At 66.0% G+C, this 23234-nt stretch carries 20 protein-coding genes; 5 read left to right on the forward strand and 15 right to left on the reverse strand.

Annotated features, from left to right (window positions below; translation table 11 throughout):
- Nucleotides 1-54: 54 nt before the first annotated feature.
- Nucleotides 55-1875 (reverse strand): hybrid sensor histidine kinase/response regulator, encoded by a 1821-nt coding sequence (locus ACZYSP_RS19260; RefSeq protein ID WP_489015929.1) that lies wholly within the window; start codon nucleotides 1873-1875, stop codon nucleotides 55-57.
- Between the two features lie 131 nt (nucleotides 1876-2006).
- Here ACZYSP_RS19260 and ACZYSP_RS19265 point away from each other — a divergent pair, with 131 nt between their 5' ends.
- Entirely contained in the window at nucleotides 2007-2753 is a 747-nt protein-coding gene (locus ACZYSP_RS19265; RefSeq protein WP_354338716.1) for a helix-turn-helix transcriptional regulator, read from the forward strand.
- On the opposite strand, the gene iaaH is transcribed toward ACZYSP_RS19265, so the two are convergent.
- The 9 genes from iaaH to ACZYSP_RS19310 form a co-directional block, all read right to left on the reverse strand.
- Nucleotides 2746-4257, reverse strand: coding sequence for an indoleacetamide hydrolase (gene iaaH, locus ACZYSP_RS19270; protein WP_489015932.1), 1512 nt, complete (start codon nucleotides 4255-4257; stop codon nucleotides 2746-2748). The genes ACZYSP_RS19265 and iaaH overlap by 8 nt on opposite strands.
- A gap of 129 nt (nucleotides 4258-4386) precedes the next feature.
- Nucleotides 4387-5517, reverse strand: coding sequence for an acyl-CoA dehydrogenase family protein (locus ACZYSP_RS19275; protein ID WP_489015934.1), 1131 nt, complete (start codon nucleotides 5515-5517; stop codon nucleotides 4387-4389).
- 33 nt (nucleotides 5518-5550) lie between these two features.
- Nucleotides 5551-6798, reverse strand: coding sequence for a glutamate carboxypeptidase (locus ACZYSP_RS19280; protein WP_093177252.1), 1248 nt, complete (start codon nucleotides 6796-6798; stop codon nucleotides 5551-5553).
- A gap of 66 nt (nucleotides 6799-6864) precedes the next feature.
- Entirely contained in the window at nucleotides 6865-7671 is an 807-nt protein-coding gene (locus tag ACZYSP_RS19285; RefSeq protein WP_093177251.1) for an SEL1-like repeat protein, read from the reverse strand.
- 74 nt (nucleotides 7672-7745) lie between these two features.
- Nucleotides 7746-8369, reverse strand: coding sequence for a hypothetical protein (locus ACZYSP_RS19290; protein WP_489015937.1), 624 nt, complete (start codon nucleotides 8367-8369; stop codon nucleotides 7746-7748).
- 178 nt (nucleotides 8370-8547) lie between these two features.
- Nucleotides 8548-9732: an acetyl-CoA C-acyltransferase gene (locus tag ACZYSP_RS19295; protein ID WP_489015939.1), complete on the reverse strand. Its 1185-nt coding sequence runs from the start codon at nucleotides 9730-9732 to the stop codon at nucleotides 8548-8550.
- 46 nt (nucleotides 9733-9778) lie between these two features.
- Nucleotides 9779-11599, reverse strand: a complete 1821-nt coding sequence (gene aceK, locus ACZYSP_RS19300) for a bifunctional isocitrate dehydrogenase kinase/phosphatase (protein ID WP_489015941.1) — start codon at nucleotides 11597-11599, stop codon at nucleotides 9779-9781.
- Nucleotides 11600-11632: 33 nt separating this feature from the next.
- Nucleotides 11633-12421 (reverse strand): carbonate dehydratase, encoded by a 789-nt coding sequence (gene can / locus ACZYSP_RS19305; protein WP_093056764.1) that lies wholly within the window; start codon nucleotides 12419-12421, stop codon nucleotides 11633-11635.
- Between the two features lie 29 nt (nucleotides 12422-12450).
- Entirely contained in the window at nucleotides 12451-12879 is a 429-nt protein-coding gene (locus tag ACZYSP_RS19310) for a MerR family transcriptional regulator (protein ID WP_093056765.1), read from the reverse strand.
- Between the two features lie 106 nt (nucleotides 12880-12985).
- Between ACZYSP_RS19310 and ACZYSP_RS19315 the strand changes: the two genes are divergently transcribed.
- From ACZYSP_RS19315 to ACZYSP_RS19330, 4 genes are all read left to right on the forward strand, one after another.
- Complete coding sequence (locus ACZYSP_RS19315; protein WP_093056766.1) at nucleotides 12986-14050, forward strand: MBL fold metallo-hydrolase; 1065 nt, start codon at nucleotides 12986-12988, stop codon at nucleotides 14048-14050.
- A 10-nt stretch (nucleotides 14051-14060) separates the two neighbouring features.
- Nucleotides 14061-15371 (forward strand): leucine-rich repeat-containing protein kinase family protein, encoded by a 1311-nt coding sequence (locus tag ACZYSP_RS19320; RefSeq protein ID WP_489015944.1) that lies wholly within the window; start codon nucleotides 14061-14063, stop codon nucleotides 15369-15371.
- Nucleotides 15368-16288 (forward strand): pseudouridine synthase, encoded by a 921-nt coding sequence (locus ACZYSP_RS19325; protein ID WP_489015946.1) that lies wholly within the window; start codon nucleotides 15368-15370, stop codon nucleotides 16286-16288. The genes ACZYSP_RS19320 and ACZYSP_RS19325 overlap by 4 nt, the downstream gene beginning before the upstream one ends.
- 79 nt (nucleotides 16289-16367) lie before the next feature.
- Nucleotides 16368-17138, forward strand: coding sequence for an SDR family oxidoreductase (locus tag ACZYSP_RS19330; RefSeq protein WP_093078323.1), 771 nt, complete (start codon nucleotides 16368-16370; stop codon nucleotides 17136-17138).
- Between the two features lie 491 nt (nucleotides 17139-17629).
- Here the strand turns inward: ACZYSP_RS19330 and ACZYSP_RS19335 are convergent, their stop codons facing one another.
- From ACZYSP_RS19335 to glyQ, 5 genes are read right to left on the reverse strand one after another with little or no spacing between them, the layout of a single operon-like run.
- Nucleotides 17630-18568, reverse strand: coding sequence for a M48 family metallopeptidase (locus ACZYSP_RS19335; protein WP_489015983.1), 939 nt, complete (start codon nucleotides 18566-18568; stop codon nucleotides 17630-17632).
- A gap of 41 nt (nucleotides 18569-18609) precedes the next feature.
- Complete coding sequence (locus tag ACZYSP_RS19340) at nucleotides 18610-19380, reverse strand: lysophospholipid acyltransferase family protein (protein WP_093059866.1); 771 nt, start codon at nucleotides 19378-19380, stop codon at nucleotides 18610-18612.
- On the reverse strand, nucleotides 19380-19958 hold the full coding sequence (gene gmhB, locus ACZYSP_RS19345) for a D-glycero-beta-D-manno-heptose 1,7-bisphosphate 7-phosphatase (RefSeq protein WP_093059864.1): 579 nt from the start codon (nucleotides 19956-19958) through the stop codon (nucleotides 19380-19382). The genes ACZYSP_RS19340 and gmhB overlap by 1 nt, the downstream gene beginning before the upstream one ends.
- A 37-nt stretch (nucleotides 19959-19995) precedes the next feature.
- Complete coding sequence (gene glyS, locus ACZYSP_RS19350; RefSeq protein ID WP_489015949.1) at nucleotides 19996-22128, reverse strand: glycine--tRNA ligase subunit beta; 2133 nt, start codon at nucleotides 22126-22128, stop codon at nucleotides 19996-19998.
- 15 nt (nucleotides 22129-22143) lie between these two features.
- The gene (glyQ, locus tag ACZYSP_RS19355; RefSeq protein ID WP_093059862.1) at nucleotides 22144-23067 is read right to left on the reverse strand and encodes a glycine--tRNA ligase subunit alpha; all 924 of its coding nucleotides are present in this window, start codon (nucleotides 23065-23067) and stop codon (nucleotides 22144-22146) included.
- Between the last annotated feature and the right edge of the window lie 167 nt (nucleotides 23068-23234).

Consider the following 23234-nt stretch of genomic DNA (forward strand, 5'->3'; position numbering starts at 1 on the left):
AGACCGCTATTGGAACACCTTGCGGGCCGGGCGCGGACAGGGCAAGCCCCGAGGCTAGGCAGGCCGGCTTGCGGCAATGGCTTCCTGCAGGGCCTGCGCGCCCGCCGGCTTGTAGATCAGCGCATAGCCCGCGCGCTCGACCTCGGCCCGCGTCGCATGCGCGGTTTCGCCGGTGAGGATGACGACGTTGCGCGCCTTGCCGACCGCCTGCAGGGCTTGCGCGGCGGCCAGGCCCGAGAGGCCGCTGCCCAGGCGCAGGTCGCTCAGCATCAGGTCGAACACGCCGCTGTGCTGCAGCGCCTCGCGCGGGTTTGCGGCCACCGCAACCTCGTGGCCCCAGCCGAAGAGCAGCGAACGCATGGCTTCGCGCACGGGCTGCTCGTCGTCGAGCACGAGGATGCGGATCGGCGCCAGCGGTGCATTGCCGACAGGCTCCGGCAGCGCCTCGCCGGCCTGTACCTCGGATCCCGGCAGCGCGGCCGCCTCTTCCAGTACCAGCGAGAAGGTGCTGCCGCGGCCCGGCGCGGTGCGCACCTCGATGCGCGAACCCATCACGTGCGCCATGCTCGCCACCAGCGACAGGCCCAGCCCGAGGCCGCGGCTGCGGTCGCGGCCCGGGTTGTCGACCTGGAAGAACTCCTCGAACACATGCGTCTGGTGCTGCGCCTCGATGCCCACGCCCGAGTCGCGCACCTCGATGCGCCACGCGGGCACACCGCTGGGCGGGCGCTGCAGCCGCCGCGCGAAGACGAAGACGGTGCCCGCCGGCGTGTACTTGATGGCGTTGTCCACCAAGTTGCCGAGCAGCCGCGCGAGCATGCGCGCATCGGCGCGCACCACGGCCTCGGTCGGGCGAACGCGCAGATCGAGCCCCTTGGCATCGGCCAGCGCGGCGAAGCGGCCGCTCAGCGCCTCGAAGATCGGGTCCAGGTGCAGGGGCTCCAGCCGCACCGGGGCCACGCCGCCGTCGAGCTGCGCGATGTCGAGCAGGGCATCGACCGAAGCGCGCAACGCATCGACGCTGTCGCGCATGAAGCGCAGGTTGTCGGCGCTCGGCGCGCTGCGGGTGTTGAGCGCGTCGACGAAGATCGCCAGCGCATGCATCGGCTGGCGCAGGTCGTGGTTGGCTGCCGCGAAGATGCGCGCGCGCTGCGCCGCGAGCTGCGCCACGTGGTCGAGCTGGCGCGCGAGCGCATCGGCCAGACGCGCGTTCTCGAAGCCGTGCTCGATGGAGCGCACGATCAGCCGGTTCTGCTTGCGCGCGTAGTACAGCGCGGCAAACATCTGCGAGACCACCAGGCAGCCCATGAGGATGGTCACGCTGCCCGGCTCCACCACCAGCCGCAGCGCCATGCCGAGGAACATCGGCACGCTGAAGCACAGCGCGGCCAGCCACCACTGCGCGAGCGCCGCGATGACGACGCTCGATACACCGCTGATGAAGAAATACATCAACAAAATCAGCGTGAGGTTGTCGTGCGGAAAGAAGAGCCACGGCGCCAGCCCCCAGATCAGCCCCGGCACCAGCATGCGCACCTCCAGCCGCCGGCGCGTGCGCACTGCCGTGGCCACGTCGATGCTGGTCGGGTCCACGCGGCGCAGGTGGCGGTGCCGCTGCCACTGCGAGGTGTGCACCAGCAGGCCCCACACCATCGCACCGGGGTTGCGCGTGAGTACGAGAAAAGTAATCCAGAAGATGGCCGCGACGGTGGCCGCCATCAGCGGTGTGTCGTAGGTGTCGTCCACGTAGGCCCGCGCGAGGCTCTGGTCGACCAGTGGATTGGGGTTGGGCGACTCGACCCAGTAGTCGCGCAGGCGGCGCAGCATTTGCCCCGGAAAAGGGGTGCGGCTGGAGCTGGAGGAAGACGACTGCATGGGCGAAGAAACCGGCTTTCGATTCTGCGCGCATTGCCTGCCAGAGCGCATCCCCTGCGGGCATCCACCCTTGGCGCGGCGCTTGCTAAACGTTAGCGTTACAACGGCTCCCTCGAGAAAGTCGGCGATGTATGTACCTCACAGGCTCTGAACAGCACGCACTGCGCGGCGTTTTCACGCTGCTGGCGGAAGACCGCGGCGAGCAGGAGATCCGCGAGCGCCTGGGCTGGGCGCTGCTCGACCTGCTGCATGCGGACCAGTTCGCCTCGTTCGTGTGGGACGCCGCCAGCGGCAGCTTCGGCGCGCGCGTGGCGCTGCACATGGACCCCGCGAATCTCGACAGCTATGCGCAGTGGCACCAGCACCACGACCCGATCACATTCGTGCTGCAGTCGCGGCGCCGCGCCACACGCGTGACCGAAGTGATGCCGCAGCGCGAGCTGATGCGCACCGCATTCTTCAACGACTTTCTCGCGCGCGACGGGCTGCACTGGGGCATGAACCTGCATGCCTTCGAGGGCGAACGCGCGCTGGGAGACCTGCGCATCTGGCGCCGCAAGGGGCGCAGCGATTTCGGCGATCACGAGAAGGCGTTGCTCGACCTGATCGAGCCGGCGTTCGCGGGCGCCCTGCAACGGGCGCAGCGCGCGACTGCTCCGGCGTCCGGGGCGCGCGAAGCCGCGTGGGCCTTGCTGAGCGTGCGCGAGCAGGAAGTGGCCCGCTGCGTGCGCGAAGGGCTCACCGACAAGGAGATCGCGCGGCGCCTCGCGGTGGGCGTGCCCACCGTGCGCACCTACCTGCGGCGCATCTTCGACAAGCTGGGCATCGAGCGCCGCTCGGCGCTCGCAGGCTGGGCCATGCCGCTCGCGCTCACTTAGGCGCCGGCAGCCGGCCGAGCACCTGCTCCACCGCCATGCCCACGGCCAGCAGCTTGCGGTCGCTGCCGGCAGGGCCGTCCAGCTCCAGGCCCACGGGCAGGCCGCTGGTTGCGCCGAGGCCCGATGGCAACTGCACGCCCGGTATGCCGGCGTTGCTGCCCGGGTCGGTGTTCTGGATCAGCGAGCCGAAGTTCTCGGGGCTGCTGGCTTCGGCCCCCGCGGCCAGTGCCACGCGCGGCACCGTCGGGAACACCAGTGCGTCGAGCCTGTTCTTCGCGAAGGTGTCGCGGTAGAGCTTCTGCAGCGCGGGGCGCGCGACGCGCATCGCGTTCTCGTAGACCGGCTTCGCATCGACCACGCCGCTGGCCGCAGGCAGCTTGCGCGGGATGACGAAGGTCTCGAAAGTGCCCTTGACGTCGGGGCTGGCAATGCCGGCCGTGAGCTGTGCAATGTCGATACCCGTGCGGTACTTCGCGAGGTAGGTCACCATGTCGTCGTGCGCCTCGTAGAGCGCCAGCGGAAAGCCGACCGCGCCGTTGAGCTCCATCAGCTTCGGCATCTCCACATCGACCAGCGTGACGCCGGCCGCGCGCAGCTTCGCAAACGCGGCATCGGTGGCGGCGCGCGTATCGGCGTCGAGATTGGCCTGCATGGCCGGCACCACGCCAAGGCGCACGCGCTTCAGGTCGGCAGGCTTGAGCGGCTTGCCGCCGGCAATGACGCTGTCGAGCAGCGCCACGTCGGCCATCGATTGCGCCATCGGCCCCGCCGTGTCGCGCGTGTGCGAGATCGGCGCAATGCCCTGCTGCGGATAGCGCCCCACTGTCGGACGCAGCGATGCACAGCCGTTGAACGCGCACGGAATGCGCACCGACCCGCCCGTGTCGGTGCCCAGCGCCGCGGGCGCCATGCGCGCACCCAGCGCAGTGCCGTTGCCCGACGACGAGCCGCCCGCGATGCGCGTCGCGTCGTAGGCATTGCGCACGCCCACCTCGGAGCCGGTCTGGAACGCGGGGTTGTAGCCGGTGACGCCGAAGGCCAGTTCGTGCATGTTCGTCTTGCCGAGCACCACCGCGCCGGCCGCGCGCAGCCTGGCCACCACCGGGGCGTCGGCGGAGGGCACGAAGCCCTTGAGCGCGGGTGTGCCGGCCGTCGCGGGCAGGCCCTGCACCTGGATGTTGTCCTTGATGGCCACCGGCAGGCCGGCCAGCGGCTTGCAGGCGCCACCGCGCTTGCGCAGTGCATCGGCGGCGCGCGCGGCCTTCAGTGCGCCGGCTTCGTCTAGCGTGATGAAGGCGTTGAGATTCGCCTTGGCCCTGGCTTGGGCGAGGTAGGCCGTTACCAACTGCTCGCTGGTGACGGTGCCGGCGCACAGCTGCTGCACGGCTTCGGTCGCGGTCAGAGTGGAAATATCAGGGGCTGCGAGCTGCGCGCGCGCCGGCAGGGCCACGGCACCGATGCACAGGAGTGCCAATGCGGGGGAAGCGGTTCTGAAGATGGACATGGCAAAGACCTCCGACAAAGAGGCCACCATGCTGCGCCTGCTGCGCGTATCTGTCTGTCATCCAAACCGATGACAGACGGGTGGGGTTGTGGCGCTACCGGAACATCACCCGCCCCGGCCGCATGTCGCTCACGCCAGCGCGCGTTGAATCAGCAGCTTCTGTATGTCCGAAGTGCCTTCATAGATCTGGCACACGCGCACGTCGCGGTAGATGCGCTCCAGCGGAAAGTCGTTCACGTAGCCGTAGCCGCCCAGCGTCTGGATGGCGGCGCTGCACACGCGCTCGGCCATCTCGCTGGCGAACAGCTTGGCCATGGCTGCTTCCTTCAGGCAGGGCAAGCCGGCGTCGCGCAGGCTCGCGGCATGCCAGATCAGCTGACGCGCGGCTTCAAGCTGCGTCGCGCATTCGGCCAGGCGAAAGCCCACGGCCTGCTGCTCGAAGATCGAGCCGCCGAAAGCCTGGCGTTCCTTGGCATAGGCCAGCGCCACGTCGAAGGCGCTGCGTGCCATGCCCACGCTCTGCGCGGCAATGCCGATGCGGCCGCCTTCGAGCGCGCCGAGCGCGATCTTGTAGCCCTCGCCTTCCGCGCCGATCAGGTTCTCGCGCGGGATGCGGCAGCCGTCGAAGTTGATCTGCGCGGTGTCGCTGCTGTGCTGGCCCAGCTTGTCTTCCAGGCGCGCGACGTTGTAGCCCGGCGCATCGGTCGGCACTATGAACGCGCTCATGCCGCGCTTGCCCGCGCCCTTGTCCGTTACCGCGATGACGATGGCCACCTGGCCGTTCTTGCCGCTGGTGATGAACTGCTTCACACCGTCGATCACGTAGGCGTCGCCGTCCTTGCGCGCCGTGGTGCGCAGGCTCGAGGCATCGCTGCCTGCCTGCGGCTCGGTGAGACAGAAGGCGCCGAGCATCTGGCCCTGCGCCAGCGGTTCGAGCCACTGCTTCTTCTGCTGCGCGTTGCCGTAGCGCATGAGGATGGCGTTGACCGGGCAGTTGGTCACGCTGATGGCGGTGCTGGTGCCGCCGTCGCCGGCAGCGATTTCTTCCAGCACCAGCGCGAGAGTGAGGTAGTCGAGGCCGGCGCCGCCGTTCTCTTCGGGCACGCAGATGCCGTAGGCGCCCAGCGCCGCGAGGCCCTGGTGGGCTTCCTTCGGAAAGCTGTGCTCGCGGTCCCACTTGGGCGCGTTGGGCCAGAGTTCGGCTTGCGAGAAATCGCGCACCGCGTCGCGGATGGCTTCCTGGTCGGTGCTGAGCAGCATGGCGTTGTCTCCTGTCTTTTCTTCTGTTCGTGCTTATTTGCCGGCGCCCAGATCCATGATCAGGCGCGCAGCCATGTACAGGCGGCGCGGAATGGCGCTGATGTCCACGTACTCGGCCTTGTCGCTGTGGTAGCCGAAGCCCGGCAGGCCCAGGCTCTCGATCACGGGCTTGCCCGAGAGCGCCGCATAGGCTGCGTCGGTGCCGCCGCCGGTGCGCTCTTCCACGCCCAGCGTGCCGCCGGCTTCCTTGTAGTAGCCCACGGCCTTGTCGACCAGCTTCTTGCCGCCTTCGCCGGCATTGAAGGCCGGGCGGCCGCGCGTGACGATCACCTTGACGTCGGCCTCGGGCAGTTTCTTCTGCTGCGCGCGTTCTTCCAGCGTCTTCATCGCAGCGTCGAAGTCTTCGTTGCGCGCATAGCGCACGTCGGCATTCAGCGTGGCGCTGGCGGGGATGATGTTCGACACGTTGCCGGCCTTGGCAATGGTCCAGTTGAAGCGCAGGTTCTTCGACTTGTCGTCGATGCTCATGGTGCGCAGCACGAGGTCGGAGGCCTCGACCAGCGCGTTCACGCCCAGCTCGGGCGCCGCGCCCGCATGCGAGGCCTTGCCGGTGATGTTGACCTGCACATAGGCGATGCCCGAGGTACCGAGCGAGAGCTTCTCGTCGCCGGCGCTGGTGGGCTCGAAGGAGAGCACGTAGTCGGCCAGCTTGGCTTCTTCCTGGATCAGGTCGCGCGAGCCGAAGGAGCCTTTTTCTTCATCAGTGTTGAACAGCACGGTGATGGTGCCGTAGTCGCGCACGCCGTAGTCCTTCAGCAGCTTGAGCGTGTGCAGGATGACGGCGTTGCCGCCCTTGTCGTCGGCGATGCCGGGGCCGTAGGCCTTGTCGCCTTCGATCTTGAACGGCGCCTTCGCGAGGATGCCCTTCAGGTACACGGTGTCCATGTGCGAGAGCAGCAGCAGGTTCTTGCCGCCGCGGCCTTTGATCTTGCCCACGATGTTGTCGCCCACCACGATGCCGGCCGACTTGCTGCGCGTGACGGTGAAGCCCAGGTTCTTGAGTTCGCCCTCGAGGTAGCTGCCGGCGGCGGCGATGCCTTCGGCGTCACCGGTACCGGTCTCGATGTTGACCAGCTTTTCCAGCGTCTTGATCACCGCGGGCTGCTCGTCGGTGGCAGCCTGGAACAGCACGTTGTCGCGCTTCTGGGCCCAGGTGACAGGCGCCAAAAAAACCAAAGCAACCAGCGCGGCGACGGTGTTGCGGGGAATGGCCGAATACATGAACAAGGTCTCCAGATGGGGGCGAAACTACCATTCTAGGCATCGTCCGCGTTGCCAAGGACGAGTTCAGCCTGTGCCCAAGTCGACACATGCCTGCAAGGAGAAACGCGAGTTCTCGAGCCGGCTTGCGAGCCCCATCAGCCCTTCGGAATCGATACGTCGCGCCTCGGCACGCAAGAGTCTCAGCATGTTCTGCGGCCCATCCGTCAAGCGCGATTGGGCATCGATGGACAGCCAGCAATACAGCCTGGTGAGATCAGCAGATTCGGTTGACCATCGCTGCTGAAAATATGCCGTCAGTCCATCCACGTCGTGAGCGTATCCGGCACGACGAGCGGAAATTTCCAAGGCCAGTCCGCGCTTCGCATCCTTGGCCACCCCATCGATGCCAAGGATCAGGCGACGTCCCAGCTGCAGTTGGCACTCTGCATGACCGCGCTCTAGACCCCGAAGCAGCCATTTCCTTGCAATCTCGGAATGCTCGATGGACAAGCGCGACCTCTTGACTTGACCGACGAGCCCGGTCATCAGGCACATCGCACCGGAGTCACCCTGCTCTGCGAGCGCTTGCAACCGATCCATCGGCTTCTCGAGCGGGTAGACGAAGCCGCCATCGGGCTGAAGTACCTGCACGGCGATATGCGCCAGCTCGAGCCCTTCACCGGCCAGTTGCCTCCATCGCTCTTCGCGTTGACCGACACCAGCCTCCGTCGGATAGCGACGGCTGGGGCGATTCCATTGAGACAACTCGCTGAACAGTTCCTGCTCGTAAGCGGCACGCAGTTCGGCACTTAACAGCCCGGCACGTTGCGTGTCGAAAGCGGACAAGTCGCTACGGGGGAAGTATTCGCGCGCCGATTCGTACAACAGCATGGCGCATGCGGCGAAAAAGACGGCTCCTGCAAACAGCGAAGGCCACGGCAGCGAGTGACGGCCCCCTTCGCCATTCAACGGATTGCAGCGACGATTTCGACGTCGGCCGGACACGACCGGCCAGGTTCCCGCCATCCGATGACCGATCTTTCCCTGGCATCGCGCATCAGTTCATACCCGTGATCGTAGAAGCCGGCTTCACCCGGCACGGCCAATCGAGTTTGAACACGACGACCAATCAAACGCTGCGCACGCGCGGAATCCGTGTCACAGAATCGGCGGCCAACGACTTGCAACTGAAGCCTGCAGATAGTGCCCGTGCCCGATTGAAGTTTCGAATAGCTCCCGAAAACGGATTGGCCCGGCGTATTCACGGCAACCGGGAAATTGCTGCCGCCTGCCTTATTTAAATGACCCTTTTCAATCCGAACGGAGAGATGTTCTTCGATACTTTCAGGGTTGCATAAAACGGCGGCGCCTTTTCGACCCAATGTCGTCAGCTTTAAAAGCAACTCATCGGTTTCGGCGATTGCAAGGCCAGCAGGTGATTTCGAGGCCGAAAAATATGTCAGCGCTGCTACCGAAAGCAATGCGAGCGCTGGGAATTTCAAGGCAATGAGCAATTGCCGTAAAAACTCCCCAAAGACTATCCATTGATCTACGACCAATGTGCACTCCGCCCCTCGCTGCTTATCCATTCTTTTTCCTGAAATTCCATCCCGCGCACGAATTTCGCGACGCCTTGACGATCATCGGCGCGCGGATGGTATCAGAGAATCAGAGGCAAAGAAATAAATTCACACACTTTCAAATTTGGCAATTATTGTTAATAAATTTAAATGACAGTAAATGCCAAAAAATGACAATGAATGCTGATTAGATCAATTCGAGTGCCACCGCAGTGCCTTCGCCCCCACCGATGCAAAGCGTTGCCACGCCGCGCTTCTTGCCGCGCGCCTTCAGCGCATGGATCAGCGTGACCATGATTCGAGCGCCGCTGGCGCCGATCGGGTGGCCCAGCGCGCAGGCGCCGCCGTGCACGTTGACGATCTCGTGCGACACGTCGAGCTCGTGCATCAGCGCCATCGGCACCACGGCGAAGGCCTCGTTCACTTCCCACAGATCGACGTCTTTCACCTTCCAGCCGGTTTTCTGGAACAGCTTGGCGACGGCGCCCACGGGCGCGGTGGAGAACCACTCGGGCTGCTGCGCGTGCGTGGCGTGGCCGACGATGCGGGCGATGGGCCTGGCGCCGATCTTCTTCGCGTGCGACTCGGTCATCATGATCAGTGCGGCCGCACCGTCGTTGATCGACGAGCTCGATGCGGCGGTGATGGTGCCGTTTTCTTTCTTGAACGCGGGCTTCAGCGTGGGGATCTTGTCGAGCTTGACCTTGCCCGGGCCTTCGTCGATCGAAATGACGGTGTCGCCGCCGCGGCCCTTGACCGTGACGGGCACGATCTCGTCCTTGAAGAGGCCGGTGTCGGTGGCCTTCTTGGCGCGCTCGACACTGGCGATGGCAAACGCATCCTGCTGCTCGCGCGTGAACTTGTACTTGGCCGCGCAGTCTTCGCCGAAGGTCCCCATCGAGCGGCCCGGCTGGTAGGCGTCTTCGAGGCCGTCGAGCATCATGTGGTCGAAGATGCGGTCGTGGCCCATGCGGTAGCCGCCGCGGCCCTTGAGCATGAGGTAGGGCGCGTTGGTCATGCTTTCCATGCCGCCGGCGACCATCACGTCGTGCGTGCCGGCCAGCAGCAGGTCGTGCGCGAGCATCGCGGCCTTCATGGCCGAACCGCACATCTTGCTGAGCGTGACCGCGCCGGCGCTGTCGGGCAGGCCGCCCTTGTAGGCCGCCTGGCGCGCCGGGGCCTGGCCCTGGCCTGCCATCAGGCAGTTGCCGAACAGCACTTCGCCCACGCTCTCGGGCGCGATGCCGGCGCGCTCGACGGCGGCCTTGATGGCCACGCCGCCGAGGTCGTGCGCGGAGAGGGACGAGAAGTCGCCCTGGAAGCCACCCATGGGGGTGCGGGCGGCGCCGACGATGACGATGGATTCGGACATGGAGGTCTCCTTCAGAAGTGTGAAAGCGGAATCAAGAAGCGATCGGTCAGAAATGCGTCGCGTGCCCTTCGTGCTGGAAGCGCTGCGATTCTTCGTACGGGAACACATCGAGCATCTGCCCGGCCTGGATGCGTTCCTTGTGGTGCTGCCAGAAGGCTGCGTCGAGCAAGTCGGCGTGGTGCGCCATGAAGGCTTCGCGCACGTCCTTGTTGCCCAGCAAAAAGGGCTCGAAGGTTTCGGGGAACACGTCCTTCGGACCCACCGAGTACCAGACCTCGCCGCTCATCTCGTCTTCTTCGTTGCGCGGCGTGGGCACCTTGCGGAACTTGCAGTCAGTGACGTATTCGATTTCGTCGTAGTCGTAGAACACGACCTTGCCGCCGCGCGTGACGCCGAAGTTCTTCCACAGCATGTCGCCAGGGAAAATGTTGGCTGCGACCATGTCCTTGATGGCGTTGCCGTACTCGATCACCGCGTGCTCCAGCTGGTCTTTCGCGCGCCTGGCATGCGCCGGGCTCTCGGGGTGGGCCAGCGTGTCGAAGGCTTCCTGCAGGTAGATGTTGAGCGGGATCATCCGCCGCTCGATGTAGACGTGCTTGACCACGACTTCCATTTCCCCGTTGCCGTCGCGGTCGCCGATCTCGAGCTGGCTGGGCGCGAACTTGCGGATTTCCTCGATCAGCTCGGGCTCGAAGCGATCGAGCGGAAAACCCACGTCGCTGTACTCCAGCGTGTCGGCCATGCGGCCCACGCGGTCGTGCTGCTTCACGAGCATGTACTTGCCCTTGATCTGCTCACGCGTGGTGTCTTTCTGCGGCGGATAGAAGTCCTTGATGACCTTGAACACGAAGGGGAACGACGGCAGGTCGAACACCAGCATCACCATGCCCTTGATGCCGGGCGCGATGCGAAAGCGGTCGCTCGAATAGTTCAGGTGCGAGAGGAAGTCCCGGTAGAACAGCGTCTTGCCCTGCTTGGCAAGGCCGAGCGCGTTGTAGATCTCGGCGCGCGGCTTGCGCGGCATGAGCGAGCGCAAAAACTGCACCCAGGCCGAGGGCACCTCCATGTCGACCATGAAGTACGCGCGCGCAAAGCTGAACAGCATCTGCAGGTCGTCTTCGCCGAACAGCGCCGCGTCGATGTAGAACTTGCCATGGCTATCGTGCAGGATCGGCAGCGAGAACGGAATCTCGGTGAAGCCGTTCATGATCTTGCCGACCACGTACGCGCCCTTGTTGCGGAAGAACAGGCCCGACAGCACCTGCAGCTGGAAGTTGGCGCGCAGCTTGACCTGGTGGAAGCGGTTCAGGATGACGTGCGCCACGCGCTCCGCATCGCGCCGCTTGTTGGCAAAGCTGCCGAGCAGAGCGAAGTCGTCGAGCATCTGCTCGAGGGTGTCGGCCAGCGTTTCGGGCTCCGGGTAGTACGGCCGGTAGGTGGGCGCGCCGCGCGGCTCGATGTACTCGGTGCTGATGGCCGGGCGCACGAAGATGAAGTCGTTCTGGAAGTACGCGCGGTGCAGGATCTTCGTGGTCACCGAGTTGAAGAAGCTCTCGGCCAGCTCAGGCTGGTGGTGGTCCACCAGCAGGCCTATGTAGTGCAGCTTGATCTGGTGCCACACGTCCATGGGCTGGTCGCCGGCCTTGAACTCTTTTTCGAGCCGGGCCACGGCCTCGCTCACGCGCAGGTCGTAGAACTCGATGCGCTCGCGCTGCGCCCGCCGCTGGCCGTGCCAGTCAGCGGTTTCGAAACGGTGCTTGGCGCGCGCCGATTCGGCGCGGAACAACCGGTAGTGCCGGTTGAAGCCGTCCATCATCGCCTTCGCGATGTCGTAGGCCAGCGGCGAATCGAGGCGCTGCGGGAACATGGGCGGGCAGGCAGTTGGAGGCGCCCGGGCCGCTCAGGCAGCGGCGGCGTCTGTCGTGCCGTCGGCCTCGGGCTGCGGCGTCATGGCCTGCGCCTCCTGCACCGACTGGTTCACCTGCGTGCCCTGCAGCGTCAGCGACTGGATCACCTCGCCGGGCTTGCTCCACTTGTAGCGGATGCGCTGCACCGCGGCCTTGTACACCGCGTCGAGCGGCTTGGCGCCGTCGACGCTCAGGCCCAGGTCCTGCAGCAGGCCGTCGTGCACGCCGAAGGTCCAGCCGTGGATGCGCACCTTCTGGCCGCGCGCCCAGGCGTCGACCATGACGGTGCTGACGGCCACGTTGACCACCTGTTCGGCCACGTTGAGCTCGCACAGCGCATCGACGCGCGCTTCTTCGGGCAGGCTTTCGAGCATCACGCTGTGGCGGTCGCGCACGTCCTGGATGTGGCGGATCCAGTTGTCTGCCAGGCCGATGCGCTTGCCGCTGAGCGCGGCCTTGACGCCGGCGCAGCCGTAGTGGCCGACCACCATGATGTGCTCGACCTTCAGGTGCTCCACCGCGAACTGGATCGCCGAGAGCGCATTGAGGTCGGAGTGCACCACGATGTTGGCGACGTTGCGGTGCACGAACACTTCGCCCGGCTCCAGGCCGGTGATCTGGTTGGCGGGCACGCGGCTGTCGGAACAGCCGATCCACATGTAGCGCGGCGTCTGCTGCTTCACCAGGCTGGTGAAGAAACCGGGCCGGTCGCGCTCCATCTGGGCAGACCAGGCGCGGTTGTGGGCAAAGAGGTCGTCGAGGTTATCGGTGTTGTCGGGCATAGGCGGCTATTGTCGATGAGTCGTGTTTTTCAGGCTCTGGCTTCGGCGGGCTTGCGCGTCTTGTTTGTCTCTTTCGCTTTTTGCGCCTTGGCAAGGGTGGCCCGCCCCTTCTTTTCGTGCTCCCGCACCTCCGCGAGATTGGCTTGCAACTCGGCCAGCTGCGCCTCGAGCTGGGCCCGGTGGGCACCCAACACGCCGAGGAATTTTTCCAGCTGCGGCACGGTGTCGCGCGGGCTGTCGTACATGTCGAGGATGTCTTTTGCCTCCGTCAGGCTCAGGCCGAGGCGCTTGGCACGCAGCGTGAGCGTGAGCCGGGCGCGGTCGCGCGCGCTGTAGATGCGCTGCAGGCCGGCCCGCTCGGGCGTGAGCAGGCCCATGTCCTCGTAGAAGCGGATGGCCCGCGTCGTGAGGTCGAATTCCTTCGCGAGCTGGCTGATGGTGAAGGTTTGCGCAGGCATGACGGGGGTCTGGAGAAGGGGCGTTACGGGCGCGACAGCAGGTTTGCGCCGCGATCCCTACAATGGTGCCACTACTCCATGACGTTTACGTAAACGTCAATCTTACATGAACCTCCTCGAACGCGAACTCCACTACCCCCTCGGCGACACGCTCCCCGAGCCCGGTGAAACCCTGGAAGTGGCGCCCGGCGTGCGCTGGATTCGAATGCGACTGCCCTTTGCGCTCGACCACATCAACCTCTGGCTGCTGCGCGACACCCTCGACGGCGTCGAGGGCTGGACGGTGGTGGACTGCTGCATCGCCCGCGACGAGGCGCGCGCGCAGTGGGAGCAGGTGTTCGAGACGCAACTGCAGGGCATGCCGATCCTGCGCGTCATCGTCACGCACATGCATCCCGACCACATCGGCTTGGCCGACTGGCTGTGCACCCGCTGGAACGCGCCGCTGTGGATCAGCTCGACCGACTACCACGTGGCCCGCGTGCTCAGCACCGCCGGCGACACCCTGGCGGGCGGCGAACCGGCGGCGCGCTTCTTTGCCTCGCACGGCCTGACCGACCCCGAATCCATCGCCAAGATCCGCGCGCGCACCAACTACTACGCGAACATGGTTCCCTCGGTGCCCGAGAGCTTCGTGCGCATGCTCGACGGCGACATCGTCACCATCGGCGGCCACGACTGGCGCTGCATCAGCGGCTACGGCCACGCACCCGAGCACATCGCACTGTACTGCGACGACCTGAAGCTGCTGCTGGGCGGCGACATGATGCTGCCGCGCATTTCCACCAACGTGAGCGTGCACGCGGGCGAACCCGAGGCGAACTCGCTGCGCCTTTTTCTCGACAGCATCGACAAGTTCAAGGCGCTGCCGGCCGACACGCTGGGCCTGCCTTCGCATGGCAAGCCCTTCCGGGGCATCCACCGACGCGTCGACCAGCTGCAGGAGCACCACCGCGACCGGCTGGCAGAGCTGCTCGAAGCCTGCACGGCACGCGCGCTGACGGCAGCCGAAGGCCTGCCGATTCTGTTCAAGCGCGAGCTCGACCTGCACCAGATGACCTTCGCCATGGGCGAAACGGTGGCTCACCTGCACCTGCTGTGGTTCTCCGGCCAGGTGAAGCGCGAACTGGGCAAGGACGGCATCTACCGCTTCGGCGCGAAGGCCGCCTAAACTCCCCCGGATGGACGACATGCTGGCTCAGCTGCGCGCGGGCCGGCTGGCAGGCGCAAAAAGAATCGATCTCTCGTGCGGATTCACCGAGTTTCCGCGCGAGCTTTTCGACCTTGCGGATTCGCTCGAGGTGCTGAACCTGTCGGGCAATGCGCTCGACACGCTGCCCGACGACCTGAACCGCCTGCACAGGCTGCGCGTGCTGTTCTGCTCGGACAACCGCTTCACCACGCTGCCCGAGTCGATCGGCCGGTGCCACGACCTCGACATCGTCGGCTTCAAGGCCAACCAGATCCGCACGGTACCGGCCGCATCGTTGCCGGCCTCGTTGCGCTGGCTGATCCTCACCGACAACCAGATCGAAGAGCTGCCCGACTCCCTCGGCGAATGCACGCGGATGCAGAAGCTGATGCTGGCGGGCAACCGCCTGCGCGCGCTGCCGCAGTCGATGACCGCGCTCGAGCAGCTCGAACTGCTGCGCATCTCGGCCAACCGCTTCGAGACACTGCCCGCATGGCTGCCCTCGCTGCCGCGCCTGTCATGGCTCGCCTGCGCGGGCAACCCCTTCGACACGCAGGCCGAAGACGCGGCGATCACCGCGCAGTCGGTGCCGCACATCGACTGGCGCGAACTGGCGCTGGGCAGAAAGCTCGGCGAAGGCGCTTCGGGTGTGATCCTTCAAGCCACGCTCGGCAAAGCACAGCAGGTGGCGGTCAAGCTCTTCAAGGGTGCAGTCACCAGCGACGGCTGGCCGCACAGTGAAATGGCCGCCTGCATTGCGGCCGGCGTGCACCCCACGCTGATCGCTGCGCAGAGCCGCATCGACGGGCACCCCGAAGGCACAGAAGGCCTGGTGATGGGGCTGGTCGATCCGTCATTCGTCACCCTCGCGGGGCCACCGAGCCTTGCTTCATGCACGCGCGACGTCTATGCCGAGGAAGCGCGTTGGACGTCCGGCGTGGCGCTGCGCATCGCACGCGACATCGCCTCGGCCATGCAGCACCTGCATGCGCGAGGGATTCTTCACGGCGACCTCTACGCGCACAACATCCTGTGGCACGCACAGCGCGGCGGCCGGCTCGGCGACTTCGGCGCGGCCTGGATGACCGGCGCGCTCGACGCGGCACAGGCGCGCGCGTTCCAGGCGCTGGAAATGCGCGCCTTCGGCTGCCTGCTGGAAGAACTGCTCGAACGCTGCACCGACGCGGTGCCCGCATCGGTGACCACGCTGAAAGACCGCTGCCTGCAGCCCGACGCCGCCGCGCGCCCGACCTTCGCCCAAGCGCTGTCGTTACTGCAGCAGGCATCTTTATCGCCATGACCCGGCGCCGACCGCCGCAGCTGCCGCTACCCACGCGCGACGGCGTAGGCCCGAGCTGCGTCGGCCTGTCTTCCGGCCCCTGGCCGACCATTGCCGAATTCCTGATCGAACGCTTTCCCGCGATCACGCGCCAGGCCTGGCTCGAGCGCATCGAAGCGAACGACGTCATCGACGAGCATGGCGTGCCCGTGACCGCCACGCGCCGCTACCAGTCGCCGCTGCGCGTGTACTACTACCGCACGCTCGACGACGAAGCGCGCATCCCATTCGAAGAGCAGATCGTGTTCCAGGACGACGATCTGCTGGTCGTGGACAAGCCCCCCTTCGTGCCCGTCACGCCCACCGGCAAGTACCTGCAGGAAAGCCTGCTGGTGCGCCTCAAGCGCAAGCTGAAGCTCGACGACCTCGTGCCGATGCACCGCATCGATCGCAGCACCTCGGGGCTGGTGCTGTTCTCGGTGCGGCACGCCACGCGCGGCGCGTACCAGGCGATGTTTCCCGAGCGCCGCATCGCCAAGCACTACGAGGCCGTCGTGCCGTGGCGCGAGGGCGTGTCGTCTGTGCCCGAGATTTACCGCAGCCGCCTGGTCGACGACGAACATTTCATGCGCGTGCGAGAAGAGCCCGGCGAGCCCAATTCCGAGACCCGCATCGAGGTACAGGAGGTGCGCGACGGCCATGCGCTGCTGAAGCTCTCGCCGGTGACGGGCCGCAAGCACCAGCTGCGCGTGCACTGCATGGCACTGGGCATGCCGATCGTGAACGACCCGATCTACCCCGTGCTGCTGCCCGAGGGCGCGGACGACTTCGGCAAGCCCTTGCAGCTGCTGGCCCGGTCGCTGGCCTTCCTCGATCCGGTGACCGGCGACCTGCGCAGCTTCACGAGCCCCCGGAGCCTGTCGCTGACACCGAGGTGACGCGCGCACGGCGCGGCGCGCACTAAGCTCGTTTCCTGAACTTGCATTGCCGATCTTTCATTCAGGAGACACCCGCACCATGGACACCACCCAACTCTTCTCGCTGAAGGGCCGCACGGCGCTGATCACCGGCGGCTCGCGCGGCATCGGCCGCATGATCGCCGAGGGCTTCCTGGCCCAGGGAGCGCGCGTGTACATCTCGGCTCGCAAGGCCGCAGCCTGCGACGAAACCGCGAAGGAGCTGTCGGCCTTTGGGCATTGCGTGTCGCTGCCTGCGGACGTGTCGACGCTCGAAGGTGCGCAGGCGCTGGTCGATGCCTATTCGAAGCACGAAGGCTCGCTGGACATCCTCGTGAACAACGCCGGTGCGGCCTGGGGGGCGCCTTATGAAGAGTTTCCCGAGAGTGGATGGGACAAGGTGGTGGACCTGAACCTGAAGACGCCGTTCTTTCTGACCAAGGCGTTGACGCCGATGCTGAAGAAGGCGGCGACGGACCATCTGGCGAAGGTGATCAACATCGCTTCTATCGACGGGATTTCGGTCAATCCGCAGGAGACTTATTCGTATGCGGCGAGCAAGGCTGGGCTGATTCAGTTGACTCGGCGGATGGCGCTTCGGTTGGCGCAGGATCGGATTGTGGTTAGTGCTATTGCGCCTGGTGCGTTTGCTTCTGACATGAACAAGCTGGCGCGGGATCACGGGGATGAGGTGAAGGAGCGGATTCCGGCTGGGCGTATTGGGGTGCCTGAGGATATGGCTGGGGCGGCTATCTACTTGGCCTCGCGTGCGGGGGACTATGTGATGGGGTCTACGTTGGTTGTGGATGGGGGGGTTACGCACGCTCGCTGAGGTTTTTCTTTCCGGGGCCGGGTCTCGCCCCGGCGGCCGACTCACTTTCTTTTGCTTCGCCAAAAGAAAGTAAGCAAAGAAAAGGCGACCCTGCTGTCTGCGTCCCTACGCTTCGCTACGGGCAACCTGCGGTGCTCGACGTAGATGGGGGAACCCAGCAGGCCTTCGCTGCGCTCGACCCCCGAACATCCAACATCCAACAGCCAATACCAAGCCGAGCGAAGCAAAGGCCCGTTCCGTCTCCCCTCCCCTCTGGCTGCGCCGAGGAGCGCAGCGTTTCGCGGATCAGGGCTCGCCCTTGTCTGAGCGAAGCGAGTTTGGGCGAGACCCCGTGAAACGCGAGCACCGCAGGTTGCCCCTTCGCAAAGCGAAGGGGTCGCAGACAGTGGGGTCGCCTTTCTTTTGCCTACTTTTCTTTGGCGAAGCAAAGAAAAGTAGGTCGCCCGCCGGGGCGAGTCCCGGCCCCGGAACACAAACGAAAAAAGGCCATCTCACCCCCAGCGAGGAACAGCCTCATCCTTCAACTGCCGCCGCAGCAAGTCGTAATCCGGCACAACACTCTCAACGGTTTCCCAAAACCGATGCGAGTGATCCATAACCCGCAGATGCGCCAGCTCATGCGCCACGACATAGTCGATCACCGGCAGCCGAAAGTGAATCAACCGCCAGTTCAGCCGAATCGACCCATCCGCACTGGCACTACCCCAGCGCGTCGAAGCATTCGACAGCGACAGCTTCTGCCACTGCACCCCAAGCAACGGCGCAAAGTGATCCAGCCGCTCGATGAACAACTTGCGCGCCTGCCGCATCAACCACGCCTGCGCCGCATCACGAATCTGCGAAGGCTCGGCGTTCTGCGCCACAGCCAGCCGCAGCACCCGCGGCCCACCTTCTTCAACAGCGTCGTCAAGCGTGCCGCCAACACTCGCAAAGCCATGCTTCGGATCAAGCCGCATCACAACCGGCTCGCCCAGGAACGGAAATCCGGCCCCATCCTTCCACTCGATGCGAGTGGCCTCGACGCGCGCATGGCGCTGCTGCGTTTCCGTCAGCTTGCGCAGGATCCAGTCCGACTTCTCATGAATGGCCGCATCGACATCGCGCAGCGCCACCCATCGCGGCGCGCGCACCGACAGCCCTTCGGCCCCGACGAGAAAGCCGATCGTCTTGCGCTTGCCGCGCTTGAATTCATAGGCCACGCGCGCGGAGCCGAGCACCACTTCGCGCGTGGCCTGCGGATGCGCGAAGTTCGCAAGCGTCAGCGTATCGGCCAGCGGCACCGCGGGTGGCGCATGCGGGTCCAGGGGTGCGGACGGAGCCAAAGGCACGGCCGGCGGTGCCACCAGCTTCGGCTTCTTCACCCTGCGCGGCCGCGCCGGTGCGGGCGCTGGCGGCGCAAACTCGCTGCCCAGCCCCTCGAAAAGATCCATCGTGAACCGAAGCAATCCCATGACGGGCTCTCTTTTCCTCTTCAGCTCACCGCTTCTTGCGTGGGCTGCAGAGGGCTGTCGACATACGCCTCGGGGTCGAGGCGGCGCATCTCGGCCTCGATCCAGGCCTCGACCTCACGCATCAACTCATCAGGCTTGCGGCCCACGCTCGGAATCGCCGGGCCGATGGACACGTCGACCACGCCCGGGCGCTTGATGAAGGCCTTGCGCGGCCACACCTTGGCCGAGGTCACGGCAATGGGGATCACCGGCACGCCGGTCTCGCAGGCGAGCCTCGTGCCGCCGCTCTTGTAGGTGCCCTTCTGCCCGCGCGGAATGCGCGTGCCCTCGGGGAACATGATGATCCAGATGCCCTGCGCGAGCAGCTTGCGGCCCTGGTTGACCACCTTGTTGAAGGCCTGCGCACGCTGGCTGCGGTCGATGTGGATCATGTCCAGCCGCGCCATCGCCCAGCCGAAGAAGGGGATGTAGATCAGCTCCTTCTTGAACACGTAGGCCAGCGGGTGCGGCATCAGCGTGGGCATCAGGAAGGTCTCGAGCGTGGACTGGTGCTTCACCAGCAGGACCGCGCCGGCGAGCTTGTCGGTCGGCAGGTTCTCCATGCCGCTCACGCGGGTCTTGATGCCCAGCAGCACGCGCGCGCCGCCGATGGCCCAGCTGAGCCATTGCTCCGCCATCCAGTAGAGCGGAATGCCGCGCTTCCAGAGCGAGCTGACGCACATGATGATGCCCCAGGGGATCACGGTGACGAGCATCCACAGCGCGTGGAGAACGGAACGGAAAAACGCCATCAGACAGCCACCTGCAGTGCGGCCCGCGCTTCGCGCGCGAGCAGAAAGTCGACAAAGGCGGCGAGATCGTCGTGGACCAACGTGTTCGCCGGGTATTCGGAAGGCAGCGGATCGACGCCGCGGCAGGCCGCGCCCATGCCCGTGAGCAGCAGGTGCGGCTCGCAGCCGGCAGCCGCGCCCGCCTGCAGGTCGCGCAGGCTGTCGCCGCAGGTCGGGGTGCCCTTGAGGTCGATGCCGTAGCGGTCGCCGATCTGCAGGAACAGGCCGGGCCTGGGCTTGCGGCACTCGCAGCCCTCGTCGGGGCTGTGCGGGCAATAGAACACCGCATCGACCTTGCCGCCCACGGCCGCGAGCATCTTGTGCATCTTGGCGTGCATCGCGTTGAGCGAAGCCATGTCGAACAGCCCCCGGCCCAGCCCCGACTGGTTGGATGCAATCACCACGTGCCAGCCCGCATGGTTGAGCCGCGCCACGGCCTCGAGCGCACCGGGCAGCGGCGTCCACTCGATGTCGCTCTTCACGAAGTCTTCGCGGTGCACGTTGATCGTGCCGTTGCGGTCGAGGATGACGAGTTTCATGGTGGTGCCACTCCTGGGGGAGGCGTCGTGAATGAGCTCAGACGGCCAGCCGTTCGAGCTGCGCAACGCGGTTCATCGCAGTGTGCAGCGACATCAGCAGGCCCAGGCGGTTGAGCCGCAGGTCGGCCTGTTCGGCGTTGACCATGACGCCGTCGAAGAAGGCGTCGACCGGCTCGCGCAGCGCGGCCAGCGTCTGCAGCGAGGCGGTGTAGTCGCCAGCTTCGAACTGTGCGTTGGCAGCGGGCACGACCTGCGCCATGGCCGCGTGCAGCGCCTTTTCGGCCGGCTCCTGCAGCAGCAGCTCGCTGACGTGCGCGTCGGCTTCGGGAGCCTTCTTGAGGATGTTGCCGATGCGCTTGTTCGCAGCTGCCAGTGCGGCGGCGGCGGGCAAGGCGGCAAAGGCGCGCACGGCGGCCAGCAGCTTGGGCACTTCGCCCAGGCGCCGCGGGCGCGGAGCCAGCACGGCATCGACTTCCTGCGCGCTGGCGCCCTGCTCGCGCAGGCTGCCGGCGAGGCGATCGAGGATGAAGTCCTGCAGCTCGCCCGTAGCGCGGCTGCCTTCGAAACCGGCGATACCGCTGAACTGCGCGGCCGTGTCCTGCAGCAAGGCGTCGAGGCCCAGCGGCAGGTCTTTCTCGATCAGCATGCGGATCACGCCCAGCGCGTGGCGGCGCAGCGCGAACGGGTCGCGGTCGCCGGTGGGCAGGTTGCCGATGCCGAACATGCCGACCAGCGTTTCGAGCTTGTCGGCCAGCGCGACCACGAGGCCCACGCTGTTGCGCGGCAGCTCGTCGCCGGCAAAACGCGGCTTGTAGTGGTCTTCGATGGCGTCGGCCACCGATGCGTCGAGCCCGTCGTGCAGCGCGTAGTAGCGGCCCATGGTGCCCTGCAGCTCGGGGAACTCGCCGACCATGTCGGTCACGAGGTCGGCCTTGGCGAGTTGGGCGGCCTGCGTGGCGTGCGCGGCCAAGGCCGTGTCGCCGATCTTCTCTGCGATGCCGCGCGCGATGCGCATCACGCGCTCCACGCGCTCGCCCTGCGTGCCCAGCTTGTTGTGATAGACCACCTTGCCCAGCGACTCGACGCGCGAGGCCAGCGACTTCTTGCGGTCCTGGTCGAAGAAGAACTTGGCGTCGGCCAGGCGCGGGCGCACCACGCGCTCGTTGCCACCGATGACCGCGCTCGCGTCGTCGGGGCTGATGTTGCTGACGACCAGGAACCTGTTTGTGAGCCTGCTCGATGCGTCGAGCAGCGGAAAGTACTTCTGGTTGGCCTTCATCGTGAGGATCAGGCATTCCTGCGGCACTTCGAGGAACTCGCGCTCGAAGCTGCAGACCAGCACGTTGGGGCGCTCGACCAGCGCGGTCACTTCGTCGAGCAGCGCGTCGTCGTGGATGGGCACCGAGCCGCCGCCGACCTTCACCGCGGCCGCTGCAAGCTGGCGCGCGATTTCTGCGCGGCGCGCCTCGAAGCTCGCGATGACGGCGCCGTCTTCCTGCATCTGCAGCGCATAGCTGTTGGCGTCGCGCAGCACGACCGGATCGACCGCCGCCTCGAAGCGATGGCCGTGCGTTTCGCGGCCGGCCTTCAGGCCCAGCGCTTCGATGGGCACCACGGCGTCGCCATACAGCGCCACAAGGCCGTGCGCGGGACGCACGAAGCTCACGCTGCTCCAGCCCGGCATTTCGCAACCGCTTTCGAGTTGGTAGCTCATGACCTTGGGAATGGGCAGCTTGGCAATCGCCTCGGCCAGCGCCTTCTGCAGGCCTTCGGCCAGCGTGGCGCCCTTGGCGGTGCTTTCGTAGAACAGGGCTTCGGCCTTGCCGTCCATCGCGCGCTTCAGGCCAGGCACGGCCGAGGCGTCGGTGCCGAGCGCGCCCAGGCGCTTGAGCAGCGCGGGCGTGGGCTGGCCCGAGGCGTCGATGCCCACGGCCACGGGCATGAGCTTTTGCGACACGGCCTTGTCGGCGGCGCGCTCGGCCACGTGCGTGAGGTGCGCGGCCAGGCGACGCGGCGAGGCGTAGGCGGTGAGCACCGAGCCGGCTTCGGCCAAGCCTTGCGCCACCAGTTGTTCGCGCAACACGCCCGCGAAAGCATCGCCGAGCTTCTTCAGTGCCTTCGGCGGCAGTTCTTCGACAAACAGTTCGACCAGCAGGGAGTTCTTGTTCATGGGGGTCGTCATCGCTCAGGCGGCCTTCTTCGGGGGGATCTGCGCGACCCATTCGCGCGGCGCCATCGGGAAGCCCAGGCGCTCGCGGCTGTCGTAGTAGCTCTGCGCCACGCTGCGCGCCAGGTTGCGGATGCGGCCGATGTAGGCCGCGCGCTCGGTCACGCTGATTGCACCGCGCGCGTCCAGCAGGTTGAAGCTGTGCGCGGCCTTCAGCACCTGCTCGTAGGCCGGCAGCGCGAGCTGTTCGGTCATGAGGTGCTTGGCCTGCTTTTCGTGCGCGTTGAAGGCGGTGAACAGGAACTCGGCGTCGCTGTGCTCGAAGTTGTAGGCAGACTGTTCGACTTCGTTCTGCTTGAACACGTCGCCATAGGTGAGCTTGTTGCCACCGTGGCCTTCGGTCCACACCAGGTCGTACATGTTTTCCACGCCCTGCAGGTACATGGCCAGCCGCTCGAGACCGTAGGTGATTTCGCCGGTGATCGGCTTGCAATCGAGGCCGCCGACCTGCTGGAAGTAGGTGAACTGGGTCACTTCCATGCCGTTGAGCCAGACCTCCCAGCCCAGGCCCCAGGCGCCGAGCGTGGGGTTCTCCCAGTCGTCTTCCACGAAGCGGATGTCGTTCTTCTTCAGGTCGAAGCCCAGGGCTTCGAGGCTGCCGAGGTAGAGCTCGAGGATGTTCGAGGGCGCCGGCTTCAGCACCACCTGGTACTGGTAGTAGTGCTGGCCACGATTGGGGTTCTCGCCATAGCGGCCGTCCTTGGGCCGGCGGCTGGGCTGCACGTAGGCGGCTTTCCAGGGTTCGGGGCCGAGCGCGCGCAGGAAGGTGGCGGTGTGCGAGGTGCCCGCGCCCACTTCCATGTCGTACGGTTGCAGCAGCGCGCAGCCCTTGTCGGCCCAGTACGACTGCAGTTTGAGAATGATTTGTTGGAAGGTCAGCATGGCTCTGCGTGAAGGCGGCCGCCCGGTGGGAGAAGAACCCGCGGCGCAACGAACCGGCTATTTTACGAGGCAGCGGGCGGTCAGGAACGGGCCGCTATGCTCGGCCTCCCCTTTTGGAACTCCTGCCGACACGCCGTGATTCGCCTGCCCCTGCCGTCCGCCCGCCT

It is taken from the genome of Variovorax sp. F042 (assembly GCF_057814215.1).